The sequence below is a fragment of the Thioclava sp. genome (genome assembly GCF_048263065.1).
GTDB lineage: Bacteria > Pseudomonadota > Alphaproteobacteria > Rhodobacterales > Rhodobacteraceae > Thioclava.
Genome location: NZ_JBLXEM010000003.1, coordinates 125,249 through 137,647 on the forward strand (window position 1 = coordinate 125,249; position 12,399 = coordinate 137,647).

Below are 12,399 nucleotides of genomic sequence, written 5' to 3' on the forward strand. Positions count from 1 at the left end.
GATAGAAACGCTGTTGGCATCGCTGGGGGTGACTGAAATTTAGAATGAAAAGGGAGGCGTTGCGCCCCCCTGATTAGGTTTAGCGCGAGCGCACCATGCCCATGATGTCATAGGTCTGCGCAAGGATCGGGCGCGCGATGGCATCGGCTTTGTCCGCGCCTTGGCCGAGGATTTGGTCAATCTCGGCAGGGTCCGCCATCAGGCGCGCCATCTCGGTGCTGATCGGGCTAAGCTTTTCGACCGCCAGATCGGCCAACGCGGGTTTGAACGTCCCGAACCCCTTGCCGCCATATTCGCCTAGCACCTGCGCCGGGGTCATATCGGCCAAAGCGGCGTAGATATTGACCAGATTGCGCGCCTCGGGGCGGTCCTTGAGCCCCTCGATCTCACCCGGAAGTTCCGCCGGGTCGGTCGTGGCCTTGCGGATCTTCTTGGCGATTGTGTCGGCGTCATCGGTCAGGTTAATGCGGCTGGCATCGGACGGGTCGGATTTCGACATTTTCTTCGTGCCATCGCGCAAGCTCATCACGCGCGTCGCCGTGCCCTCGATCAGCGGCTCGGGGGTGGGGAAGAAATCGACCTTGAAGTCATGGTTGAACTTGGCCGCGATATCGCGCGTCAACTCGACGTGCTGTTTTTGGTCTTCGCCCACGGGCACCATCGTCGCGTGATAGAGCAAAATATCAGCCGCCATTAGCGCGGGGTAGGCGTAAAGCCCCAGCGAGACCTTCTCGGCGTTTTTGCCCGCCTTATCCTTGAACTGGGTCATCCGGTTCATCCAGCCCAAACGCGCCACGCAATTGAGCGCCCACGCCAGTTCGGCATGGGCCGAAACCTGACTTTGATTAAACAGGATCGAGCGCGCCGGATCGACACCCGAGGCGATGAAAGCCGCTGCCGCCTCGCGGGTCTGGCGGCGCAGCGCCTGCGGGTCTTGCCAGACCGTGATCGCGTGCAGATCGACGAGACAATAGATCGTCTCGATCCCCTCATCCTGTTTCTGTGCAAAGCGCTTCAACGCGCCCAGATAATTGCCCAGCGTCAGCCCGCCAGAGGGCTGGATGCCGGAAAAGACCCGGGGTTTGAATTTGGCGTTGAGGGTGGCGGCGGTCTCGGTCATCTGTTGCTCCTGGGAATGCGGGGGGTGGAAGCCCGCGGGGGTGGAAATCCACGCTCTGCTCGCTTATCGCTAAAGCGCGCGGGGCGTCAACCAAGCCCGCGCCCAAATGGAGCGCACATGCACGAAGGTTATAATGAACATCCGATCAACCCATTGCCGCCCATCGTGTGGCTGCTGGCGCTGCCGATCATCGCGACCGAATTGTTCTTTGCGCTGGGCAGCTCTGGGCTGATTGCGAGTGGTGCAGGCGCGGGCTGGCGTCTGGATGCGTTGCAGAAATTCGCGTTCTCGCCGCAGGTTTTGCGCGCGATGATCGACTCCGGGCAATATCCGCCCCAGCAGGTGCTGCGGCTGATCACCTATCCGTTTGTGCACGCCAGCGTGACGCAGGCGATCTTCGTGCTCGTGTTTTTGCTGGCGCTGGGCAAGATGGTGGGCGAGTTGTTTTCCAATCTCGCCGTCGCCGTGGTGTTCTTGGGCTCCAGCGTGATTGGCGCGCTGATCTATGGCCTGCTGCCCTTCACGGAGGTCGGGCTGTATGGCGGCTATCCCGGCGATTACGGGCTGATCGGCGCGTTCACTTGGATCTTGTGGACGCGGTTGGGGCAAGCGCACGCGAACCAACTGCGGGCGTTTTCGTTGATCGGGGCGCTGATGGGCATCCAGCTGGTCTTTGCGATGATGTTTGGCGCGCGCCCTGACTGGATCGCGGATCTGATTGGCTTTGCCGCCGGTTTCACGCTCAGCTTCTTTGTCGCGCCTGGCGGCATGACGCGGGCGCTGCAGCGGATACGCAAACGTTAAGCGCCGCCTTTGCCCCGACGCATCGCTGCGCGGAAATCAGCGAAATGCACCGCGCCGATGGCGATGGCGGTCCCGAAATAGACCGCCATCCCAAAGATCACGAGGCCCAGCATCGCCAGCCCGCGCAGCCCCGGCGCCGTAAATGCGCTTGGGAACGCCCAGCAGATTGCCCAGACCAGCGCGCCCATGACGGCCGCCGAGACGATGATGCGCGGCACGCGGCGCAGGAAGCGTGCATCAAACCGCGCCGCTTCGCCCATCGAACGCGCGCCTAGCCAGAGTTGAGCCACCATCGCCCAGCCTGCGAGCGTGGTGCCCACGGCTGCCGAGAGATAGCCGATGAACGGCGCAAGCCCGACCGCGATCACCACATTCACCCCCATCGCGACCAGCGCGTAGTTGAACGGCGTGCGGGTGTTTTCACGCGAGAAATAGAGCGGTTGCAGTACCTTTTGCAGCACAAAAGCGGGTAGCCCCAGCCCATAAATCGCCACGGCCCACGCGGTGGCGACGGTATCGGCATGGGTGAAGCGCCCACGCTCAAACAGCACCGAAACGATGGGCAGTGCGGCCACCAGCAGCGCAACCGCCGGGCCGATGGTTAGCAGCAGCGCGAACTCTCCGGCACGCGAAAACGAATAGCGTCCGCCTGCTACATCGCCCGCGCGCAAGCGGCGCGACAGATCGGGTAGCAGCACTACGCCAATCGCGATGCCGACCACGCCGAGGGGCAGTTGATACAGCCGATCCGCGTAGTTGAGCCACGCAATCGCGCCGTCAAATTGCGAGGCGACCTGGCGACCCACCAACAGGTTGATCTGCACCACTCCGCCCGCCAGCATCGCAGGGATCGCGATGCGGATCAGGCGCCTCATATCGGGGCTGAGGCGGGGGCGGGCGGGCACGATCTTGAAGCCCGCACGCCACGCCGCAATCCAGACCAGCGTCAGTTGCGCAATGCCCGCAATCGGCACCGCCCACGCCAGCGCAGGCCCAATCGGCCAGCCAAAGTGATCGGCCAGCACCATCGCCGCAACGAAAGTCACATTCAGCAGTACCGGCGCGGCGGCCGCAGCAGCGAAATGGCCTGCCGCGTTCAGCACCCCCGAGAGCAGCGCCCCAAGCGAGATGAACAGGATATAGGGAAAGGCGATGCGGCCATACTCAGTGGCAAGCGCAAAACGCTCATCCGCAGCGAACCCAGACGCCATCGCCAGCACCAGCCACGGCATCGCGGCAATGGCGATCACACTCAGCGCAATCAGAACGGTAATCAGCCCGCCCATTGCCTCACGCGCGAAGCCTTGGGCATTCTCGCCGCCTTCGAGCTTTTTCGAGAAGAGCGGGATGAAGGCGGTGTTGAACGCGCCCTCGGCAAAGAAGCGGCGAAACAGGTTGGGTAGCGAAAACGCGATCAGGAACGCCTCGGCCACGGGCCCGGCACCCAGATAAGCCGCGATCATCATGTCGCGCGCAAATCCCAGCACGCGGCTCGCCATCGTCCAGCCGCCCACCGTGAGGAAGCCGCGCACCAACCGGATCGGTTTCATCCTAGTTGCCCGCCCGTTTCGACCCCGAGGCGATTGCCTCGCGGAGCCGCTTTTCTAATGCCCGTTGGCGCGGCTCTGAGTGCAGCTTCAGCCCGAACATGTCTTTGACGTAGAAACTATCCACCACCTGCGCCCCGTAAGTCGCGATCACCGCGCTTGAGATCGAGATGTTATTGGCTGCCAGCGCACGGGTCAGATCATAAAGCAGACCGGGGCGGTCGCGGGTATCGACTTCGACGATGGTGTAGATATCCGAGCCTTCATTGTCGAAGACGATATGGGTTGGGAATTTGAACTGGCGCTCGCGTTTCTTGATCTTGTCGCGATCTTTGAGCGCTTCGCGTGCGACGACCTCGCCGTGCAGCGTCTTTTCGATCATGCTGCGCAGACGGCCCAGTTTTGAGGCCTCGTAGGGGTGACCCTCGGCGTCTTGAATCCAGAAGACGGCGGTCGCATAGCCATCTTTTGACGTATAGGTGCGTGCATCAACCACGTTCGCCCCCACCAGCGCCAAAGCCCCCGCGAGACGCGAGAAAATGCCCGGATGATCGGCCAATGCGAAACTGGCCCGCGTGGCGTCGTGATCATCATCGGGGTGCAGGTCGATGCGAATTTCGCTATCGTCCAGACCGCGCAGCAGCCTTGCAAAGATCGTGTGATTGGTGGTGTTGAGCGATTGCCAATAGGGATCGTAATGGCGCCCCAGTTCGGCGCGGATTTCCTTGCCGTCCCAATCGCCTGCCTGCTCCAAAACGATGCGTAGGGCGCGCTTGGCCTCAGAGCTGCGCTGATCGCGATTGACGGCCTCTAGCCCGTGTTCAAGGGCGCGTGCAGTTTCCGTGTGGAGCTTGCGCAGCAGCGTCGCTTTCCAGTTGTTCCACACGTTCGGCCCAACACCGCGAATGTCACACACGGTCAGCACGGTCAGCAGATCAAGGCGTTTGCGCGACTTCACCTGACGGGCAAAATCGCGGATCGTGCGCGGGTCGGACAGATCGCGTTTCTGCGCCACATCCGACATCAACAGGTGATTGCGGATCAGCCATTCCACGGTCTCACATTCCTCGGCATTCAGCCCCAAACGCGGTGCTACCTTGCGCGAAATTTTCGCCCCCAGGATCGAGTGATCTTCGGGGCGGCCCTTGCCAATATCATGTAGCAACAGTGCAACGTATAGCACCCGCCGCGAGATCCCCTCTTCAAGGATTTTCGACGACAGCGGTAGATCCTCGATCAATTCGCCTCGCTCGATCTGCGCCAGCGTCGAGATCACTTGAATCGTGTGCTCGTCCACGGTGTAGCTGTGATACATATTGAACTGCATCATCGCCACGATCGGCTCAAATTCGGGGATGAAGGCGGCCAGCACGCCCAGCTCGTTCATCCGGCGCAAGGCGCGCTCGGGGTTGCCGTGCTTGAGCAGCAGATCCAAAAAGATCTTTTGCGCCTCGCGATTTGTGCGGATCTTGTCGTCGATCAGACCGAGATGGGCCGAGACCAACCGCATCGCATCGGGATGAATCAACATGCCGGTGCGCAGCGCCTCTTCGAAGATGCGCAACAGGTTGACGGGATCGGCCAGAAACGCGGCCTCATCTCCCACGTTGATGCGCCCCGTATCCTCGCGGTAGGGCGCTTTGAGCTTGCGGCGGCGGCGGAAAATGCGCTGCAACATCGGCGCGGTTTTGACGTGCTGTGCCTCCAGCTTGGTCAGGAAAATGCGCGTCACATCGCCCACCGCTGTGGCGTGGCGGAAATAATCCTGCATGAACACTTCGACCGCGCGCCGACCCGCCAGATCGCGATAGCCCATGCGCTCGGCCACCTCGACCTGCATGTCGAAACTTAGCTGATCGGCAGCGCGCCCCGCGATCAGATGCAGATGACAGCGCACCGCCCAAAGGTAGTCCTCGGCGGCATAAAAGGTTGCGTATTCCTCGGGCGAGAATGCCCCGATTTCCATCAACTCGCGTGCGCGCCCGACATGATGAATATATTTGCCAATCCAATACAGCGTTTGCAGATCGCGCAGACCGCCTTTGCCCTCTTTGATATTGGGTTCCAGAACGTAGCGCTGCCCCCCCTGACGGCGGTGGCGCTGGGCGCGTTCTTCTAGCTTGGCCTCGATGAATTCGCCTGCCGTGCCCTCAAACAGATCATGGCGCAGGCGTTGTGACAGCGCATCGGCCAGCGCGGCGTCGCCGCAGATATAGCGATGTTCCAACAATGCGGTGCGGATCGTGATATCTTCGCGCCCAAGCCGGATGCAATCATCCAGTGTGCGCGAGGCATGCCCCACCTTCAGCTTGAGATCCCACAGCATATAGAGCATCGATTCGATCACGCTTTCGGCCCAAGCGGTGATCTTGTAGGGCGTCAAAAACAGCAGATCGACATCGGAATGGGGCGCCATTTCAGAGCGGCCATACCCCCCCACGGCGAGCACCGAGAACCGTTCGGCCTCGGTCGGGCTGCCGATCGGGTGCAGCCGCGTCGTAGCCACTTGCAAGACGGAGCGCACAATCCCATCCGTCATCTGCGCATAGGCCTCGACCGTGACGCGTGCGGCACGCGGATGCGTGGCAAAATCGGCCTCAATCACGTTGCGTGCCAAGGCGCTCTCGCTTGCCAGAAAGGCCACGGTCGCGGCGCGAATGTCGCGCGGCTCGTTCACCCCTTCGAGGGCGGTATCGAGTGCCTCGAAGATGCCTGTCTCTCGAAGAAGAAGCGGGTCCCCGGACTCGGTCAGGGGAGGGGTCTGCGCGGTGCTCACGGCTTTGGTCACGTCCCGAATGGGCCTTGGTTGAGGGCGAAGGTAGGGTGTGGCCGAGGGTTAAAACCCGGCCCCACCGAAGCTGCGCGGTGCGGGGTCGATGACCACGGCCTGCCCGTTGCGCACCTGCGCAATGGCAAGGCCGCGTTCGTTCGTACCATCGGGGAGCAGGCGGAACACGCCATTCACCCCGACAAAGCCCGAAGGCTGGGTCAGCCCCTGACGCGTCAGCGCGTTGGAATTACCAGACTTGATCAGCGCACCGATGGCGGCGATCCCGTCATAGGCAAGCCCTGCAATCGGATGCGGCGCGCTGCCGTACGCAGCTTGATAACGCTGCACGAACTGGGCTTGCAGATTGGGGTCGGGTTCCGCGAACCAGCCCCCTTGCACGCCCGGAAGCGACAGGGTTGCGGGCGGAATATCCCAACGGGTCAGGCCGATAAACTGCGTGCTTTGCGAGCTGACGCCGTTTTCCGGCAAAAGTTGTGACAACAGCGGCAGCGCACCAGCAGTATCGGCGGTCAGGAACACCGCATCCACATCGCCGGCCTTCACGCGCTCGGCGATTTTGGGCGCGGCAGAAACCACACCTTGCTGCGAGAACGGATAATTCGTCACGCCTGCCAGCGTTCCCCCGTTGCGCGCAATCGCGGTCTGGATTGCGGCGGCCCCGACCGCGCCAGCACCCGTATTCTCATGCACCACCATGATCCGGCGCTTGCCTTGACGTGTGGCGTAGCGCACCAGCCGATTGGCGGTGTTGGGGAAGGTCGGTCCAAGCACGAACAGGTTGCCGCCCGCGATGTCGGTGTTATTCGAGAAGGACAGCACGTTCACATTGCGCGGGGCCACGGCTAAGGCGGCAGCATTGGCCGATTGCGCAAAAACCGGACCCAGAATGATTTTCGCACCGTCATCAACCGCTTTGGTGGCCATCGCAGCCGCCTGACCGGGCTGACCGCCTGTGTTGTAGATGCGCAGGTCAATGCGGGCACCTTGCAGATCGGCCACGGCCATGTCAGCGGCGTTTTTCAACGCACGCGCTAGCGTCTCATCGCCCGATTTTCCAGATCCTCCCGGCAACAGCAGCGCCACAGTGACGGGGGCAGAGGTGTCAATGCGCTGGCCGCTATTGGCGCCCATCGGCCCGGTCGGGTTACAAGCAGCCAGCCAGAATGCCGAAAGAAGCGCTACGATTTGTGCCGCACGTGCACGGGTGTTACGGATCAGGGCAAACATGATAGGTCCTTCGGGCTCGATGCGCAGGAAATTGCTTGGCGAAAGCCTATTCGGATCGTCGCGCGAAGTAAACGATACTCACGCTTCAAGGAGCAGGTGATGCAGCAAGAGAACGAAACTGGCAATATCCTGCCCGAGTCACAAAGCGCGACGGGCGAGGGCCGCTTGGTGCCGCTCGCGCCGGGGTTGCATTTTATCGCAACCCCGATCGGGGCGGCGCGCGACATCACCTTGCGCGCGCTTGATATTTTGCGCTCGGCGGATGTTTTGGCGGCTGAAGATACCCGCAGTTTGCGTCATTTGATGGAAATTCACGGGGTGCCGCTGTCGGGGCGCAAAATCATCGCCTATCACGACCACAACGGCGAAGCGATGCGCCCGCGACTGCTGCGCGCTCTGCAAGAGGGGCAGTCGGTGGCCTATGCCTCCGAGGCGGGCACGCCGCTGGTCGCGGATCCCGGCTTTCAGCTTGGCCGCAGCGTGATCGCCGAGGGCTACCGGGTCTATGCCGCCCCCGGTCCGTCGGCTGTGTTGGCGGCGCTGTCGGTCTCGGGGCTGCCAACGGATCGCTTTTTGTTTGCGGGATTCGCACCCAACACCGGTGCTGCAAGGCAAAAATGGCTGGCTACCTTCCGCGATATCCCCGCAACGCTTGTTTTTTATGAAAGCCCCAAGCGCGTTAATGCGATGTTAAACGATTGTGTGGGAGTGTTCGGTGAACATCGAGAGGCGGCGCTGTGTCGCGAATTGACCAAACGCTTTGAAGAAGTGCGGCGCGGCACGCTGCAAGAGATTGCGCTCGGATTGGAAGAAACGCCTGTCAAAGGCGAGATCGTCGTGCTGGTCGATCGCGCGCATGGGCCCGCAGCGGGGCCTGAGGAATTGGATAAGATGCTGCGGCTCGCCTTGGCGCACCAAAGCATGAAAGATGCAGTGTCCGAGGTGTCGCAAGCCCTCGGACTACCCCGGCGGGAGGTTTATCAGGCCGCCCTTGAAATGGAGAAGAAGTCATGAGTGGCGCGCTTTCGTATTATTCTGGTTTGGCGGCTGAAGAGCAGGTTGCGCGTCAATATGAAGATTCCGGTCAGCCGATTTCCGAACATCGCTGGCGGGGCCGCTATGGTGGCGAGATTGACTTGATCGCGCGCGATGGCGACACTGTGATCTTCATTGAGGTCAAGAAATCACGCTCACATGCGCGCGCTGTGCAACGATTGTCGCCGCGTCAAATGCAACGCATCTGCGTGTCGGTGCAGGAATATCTGATGAAATTTCCCGCGCCTGCCAATTGCGATCGCAAGGTAAGATTCGATCTGGCTCTGGTTGATGAACAGGGCCAGATCAAGATTTTGGAAAACGCATATTTCGGAATGTGAGTTGCGATTGCATCCCCGCGCTCCACATTGCATCAAGGGTGGAACGCAAAGGGGACGCTAATGGGCTTGAAAGTCGCAATTCAAATGGATCCGATTGAGGCGGTCAATATTGACGCCGATAGCACGTTTCGCATCGCCGAAGAGGCCCAGGCGCGCGGACATGAGCTGTTTTATTATACGCCTGATCGCTTGATGTATCGCGAGGGTCGCATTCTGGCGCGGGGCTGGCCGCTGGAAGTGCGTCGTGAGCGAGGCAATCATTTTACGCTCGGAGAAGAGGTTGAGGTCGATCTGGCCGATTGGGATGTTGTCTGGCTGCGTCAGGATCCGCCTTTTGACATGGGATATATTACGACCACCCATCTGCTAGAGCGCATCCATCCCGATACTCTGGTGGTGAATGATCCGTTCTGGGTGCGCAATTTTCCTGAAAAGCTGTTGGTGTTGAACTTTCCCGATTTGACGCCGCCGACGCTGATCGCGCGGGATCTAGCCACGATACGCGCGTTCAAAGAGGTTCACGGCGACATCATCCTCAAGCCGCTTTACGGTAATGGCGGGGCAGGTGTGTTCCGCCTTGATCCCAATGACCGCAACCTGTCTTCGCTGCACGAGCTGTTCATGGGGATCAATAACGAGCCTTTGATTGCGCAGAAATTCCTGCCTGCTGTCGCCAAAGGCGACAAGCGTATTATTCTGGTCGATGGCGAACCTGTCGGCGCAATCAATCGTGTGCCAGCGGCAGGGGAGACGCGTTCGAACATGCATGTTGGGGGGCGGCCAGAAAAAGTTGCGCTAACCGCGCGTGATTGCAAGATTTGCGCCGCCATCGGACCGGTTCTGCGCGAAAAGGGCCAGGTTTTTGTCGGCATTGACGTGATCGGCGATTGGCTGACGGAGATTAACGTAACCTCGCCTACGGGCATTCAAGAACTCGAACGCTTTGACGGGGGCAATATCGCTGCCAAAATCTGGGAGGCGATCGAAGCAAAACGGAGCTGACGTGTCACTACAACAGAGCTTTTTGAACCTGATTTTGCGCAACGTTACCAAGCGGCGTATGCGCGCAATGACAGACCCGGTGCGTGTGCGTGCCGAAGGCGAGCGTGCGGCCAGTTGGGTTGTAATCGAGCCAAAGAACCTGTGCCTTATGCATGTGCAATATGGCGCTGTGCCATGTTTGTCGGCGCGGGTCGGTTCGGTCGCGTTGGATGCTGTGATTCTGTATTTTCATGGCGGGGGCTATATCGCAGGTTCTCCCCATATGTATCGCGCCTTGGCGGGTCGGCTGTCGAAGCTGTCCGGCCTTGATGTGATTTTGCCAGACTATCGGCTGGCCCCCGAACACCCGCTGCCAGCGGCGCTTGAAGATGCGTATGCCGCTTGGGAGGGATTGATCTCGGCAGGCTACGCGCCCGAGCGGATCGTCATCGCGGGTGATAGTGCGGGGGGCGGTCTGGCGCTGCTGTTGCTTGCGAAACTCTGTGCGGCGGGCGCACCGCCTGCCGGGGTGATTGCGTTCTCTCCTTGGACCGATCTAAATTGTTCGGGCGAAAGTTTTAACGCCAATGCCGCAACTGAGGCGATTTTGCCGCGCGAGCGGGTCAAGCAATCCAGCTATTTTGCGCGTGGTGAGCGTGCGGGCGACGATCCTGCGGTCTCGCCTCTGTTTGCCGAATTTCCCGCCGCGCCGCCGGTTCTGATCCAGCATTCGATGGCCGAAATCCTATGTGATGATTCCTTGCGTATGGCCGAGCGTTTGCGCGGTTTCGGCGGTGAGGTGACGGTGCAAAGCTGGCCCAATGCCCCCCATGTCTGGCAGTTTTTTGATGGTCGCCTGCCTGAAGCGCGTGAGGCGCTTGAGGATGCAGGCAAGGCGGCGCGAAATATGCTTAACCCGCCATCGCTGTGATGCGATAGCTTAGCGCCTCGGCGATATGGGGTTGGCGCACATCGGTTTCCCCATCGAGATCGGCAATGGTGCGCGCGACGCGCAGAACGCGGTGATAGGCGCGCGCGGACAGCCCGAATTTCGCCGCCATCCTCGAGAGCATATCGCGGCCCTGTTCATCCGGCGTCGCGATTTCCTCCAACAGCGCGCCCTCTGCCTCGGCATTGACCCGCACCGATGTATGCCCCTCAAAGCGCGCGGTTTGCACGTCGCGCGCGCTCTGAACGCGCTGGGCAATAGTGGCTGAACTTTCACCGCTGGCGGGCAGGTCGAGATCACTGAAGGCGACGGGGGGCACTTCGATGCGCAAATCAAAGCGATCCATCAGCGGGCCCGAGACCTTGCCAAGATAATCTTCGCCGCAGGTCGGCGCGCGCGAGCAGGCCCGTGCTGGATCACCAAGATATCCACATTTGCAGGGGTTGGCCGCCGCGATCAACAGAAACCGGCAAGGATAGCGCATATGGGCATTGGCGCGCGCGACCACGACCTCGCCGGTCTCAATCGGCTGACGCAGTGTTTCCAGAACGGCGCGTGGAAATTCGGGAAACTCGTCCATGAACAGCACGCCGTTATGGGCCAGACTGACCTCGCCGGGGCGCGCGCCACGTCCGCCCCCGATCATTGCCGCCATTGAGGCGGTATGATGAGGCTCGCGAAAGGGGCGGTCGCGTGAGATCCCGCCCTCGCCCAGCAGCCCCGAAAGCGAGTGGATCATCGAGGTTTCCAGCGCCTCGGTCGGCGTCAAAGGCGGCAGGATTGAGGGCAGCCGCGCCGCCAGCATCGACTTGCCCGACCCCGGCGCGCCGATCATCATCATGTGGTGGCGTCCCGCCGCAGCGATTTCCAGCGCCCGTTTCGCGCGTTCCTGTCCTTTCACATCGCGCAGCTCGCGCGCCAAGACAGGCGAATCGAGCAGACCGGGGCGCGCGGGGTCCAGCGGGGCGCGCCCGCTGAGATGCGCGATGGCCTCGCTTAGCGTGGCAGGGGCGAACACATCGGCGGCCCCGACCCAGGCGGCCTCGGCACCGCAGGACTTCGGGCAGATCAGGTCGCGCCCGTTTTCCGCTGCGGCAAGCGCAGACGGCAGCGCACCCGCCACCCCCACCAGCCGTCCGTCCAGCGCCAATTCACCAATCGCCACCACCGCCTCGGCCTGTTCTGGCGGCACCAGACCAAGGGCGGCCAGCAGCGCCAGCGCGACCGGAAGATCGAAATGCGAGCCCTCTTTGGGCATGTCTGCGGGCGAAAGATTGACGGTGATCTTTTGCATCGGCATCGCGATGGCCAACGCGCCAAGGGCGGCGCGCACCCGCTCGCGGGCCTCCGATACCGCCTTATCCGCCAAGCCGACAATGGCAAATCCCGGCATCCCTTCGGATAGCGCACATTGCACTTCGACCGTGCGCGCCTCAACGCCCTCAAACGCCACAGTATAGGTCTTGGCGACCATGATCCCGTCCTTTTCCTCGCTGTCTCAAGGGGTAAAGACGCATGGTTTAAGAAAGGTTAACGCGGAACGGGAGACTCACATCGCGGCGCGGGCGTTGAGTTGGCGCGACACTGTTCCGGATGGCGCGTCT

At 61.4% G+C, this 12,399-nt stretch carries 10 protein-coding genes; 5 read left to right on the forward strand and 5 right to left on the reverse strand.

Going from position 1 to position 12,399, the window contains the following annotated elements; translation table 11 throughout:
- Positions 1 to 79: 79 nt before the first annotated feature.
- Entirely contained in the window at positions 80 to 1,120 is a 1,041-nt protein-coding gene (gene trpS / locus ACN0SD_RS05930) for a tryptophan--tRNA ligase (protein ID WP_417807303.1), read from the reverse strand.
- Positions 1,121 to 1,237: 117 nt separating this feature from the next.
- Here trpS and ACN0SD_RS05935 point away from each other — a divergent pair, with 117 nt between their 5' ends.
- Positions 1,238 to 1,924 (forward strand): rhomboid family intramembrane serine protease, encoded by a 687-nt coding sequence (locus ACN0SD_RS05935; protein WP_417807304.1) that lies wholly within the window; start codon positions 1,238 to 1,240, stop codon positions 1,922 to 1,924.
- On the opposite strand, the gene murJ is transcribed toward ACN0SD_RS05935, so the two are convergent.
- From murJ to ACN0SD_RS05950, 3 genes are all read right to left on the reverse strand, one after another.
- Positions 1,921 to 3,474 (reverse strand): murein biosynthesis integral membrane protein MurJ, encoded by a 1,554-nt coding sequence (murJ, locus tag ACN0SD_RS05940; RefSeq protein WP_417807305.1) that lies wholly within the window; start codon positions 3,472 to 3,474, stop codon positions 1,921 to 1,923. The two genes, ACN0SD_RS05935 and murJ, sit on opposite strands and share 4 nt — an antisense overlap.
- Position 3,475: 1 nt before the next feature.
- On the reverse strand, positions 3,476 to 6,223 hold the full coding sequence (locus ACN0SD_RS05945; RefSeq protein ID WP_417807542.1) for a [protein-PII] uridylyltransferase: 2,748 nt from the start codon (positions 6,221 to 6,223) through the stop codon (positions 3,476 to 3,478).
- Between the two features lie 84 nt (positions 6,224 to 6,307).
- Positions 6,308 to 7,489, reverse strand: a complete 1,182-nt coding sequence (locus ACN0SD_RS05950) for a penicillin-binding protein activator (protein ID WP_417807306.1) — start codon at positions 7,487 to 7,489, stop codon at positions 6,308 to 6,310.
- A 99-nt stretch (positions 7,490 to 7,588) separates the two neighbouring features.
- On the opposite strand from ACN0SD_RS05950, the gene rsmI reads away from it, so the two are divergent.
- Genes rsmI through ACN0SD_RS05970 form a run of 4 tightly spaced genes read left to right on the forward strand, consistent with a single transcriptional unit; the run spans position 7,589 to position 10,777 of the window.
- Positions 7,589 to 8,503 carry a 16S rRNA (cytidine(1402)-2'-O)-methyltransferase gene (gene rsmI, locus ACN0SD_RS05955; protein WP_417807307.1) on the forward strand — a complete coding sequence of 305 codons (915 nt, stop codon included), beginning with the start codon at positions 7,589 to 7,591 and terminating at the stop codon, positions 8,501 to 8,503.
- Entirely contained in the window at positions 8,500 to 8,865 is a 366-nt protein-coding gene (locus tag ACN0SD_RS05960; RefSeq protein WP_417807308.1) for a YraN family protein, read from the forward strand. The genes rsmI and ACN0SD_RS05960 overlap by 4 nt, the downstream gene beginning before the upstream one ends.
- A gap of 60 nt (positions 8,866 to 8,925) precedes the next feature.
- On the forward strand, positions 8,926 to 9,867 hold the full coding sequence (gshB, locus tag ACN0SD_RS05965; RefSeq protein WP_417807309.1) for a glutathione synthase: 942 nt from the start codon (positions 8,926 to 8,928) through the stop codon (positions 9,865 to 9,867).
- Between the two features lies 1 nt (position 9,868).
- Positions 9,869 to 10,777 (forward strand): alpha/beta hydrolase, encoded by a 909-nt coding sequence (locus ACN0SD_RS05970; protein ID WP_417807310.1) that lies wholly within the window; start codon positions 9,869 to 9,871, stop codon positions 10,775 to 10,777.
- Here the strand turns inward: ACN0SD_RS05970 and ACN0SD_RS05975 are convergent.
- Positions 10,758 to 12,269: a YifB family Mg chelatase-like AAA ATPase gene (locus ACN0SD_RS05975; RefSeq protein WP_417807311.1), complete on the reverse strand. Its 1,512-nt coding sequence runs from the start codon at positions 12,267 to 12,269 to the stop codon at positions 10,758 to 10,760. The genes ACN0SD_RS05970 and ACN0SD_RS05975 overlap by 20 nt on opposite strands.
- Positions 12,270 to 12,399: the final 130 nt, after the last annotated feature.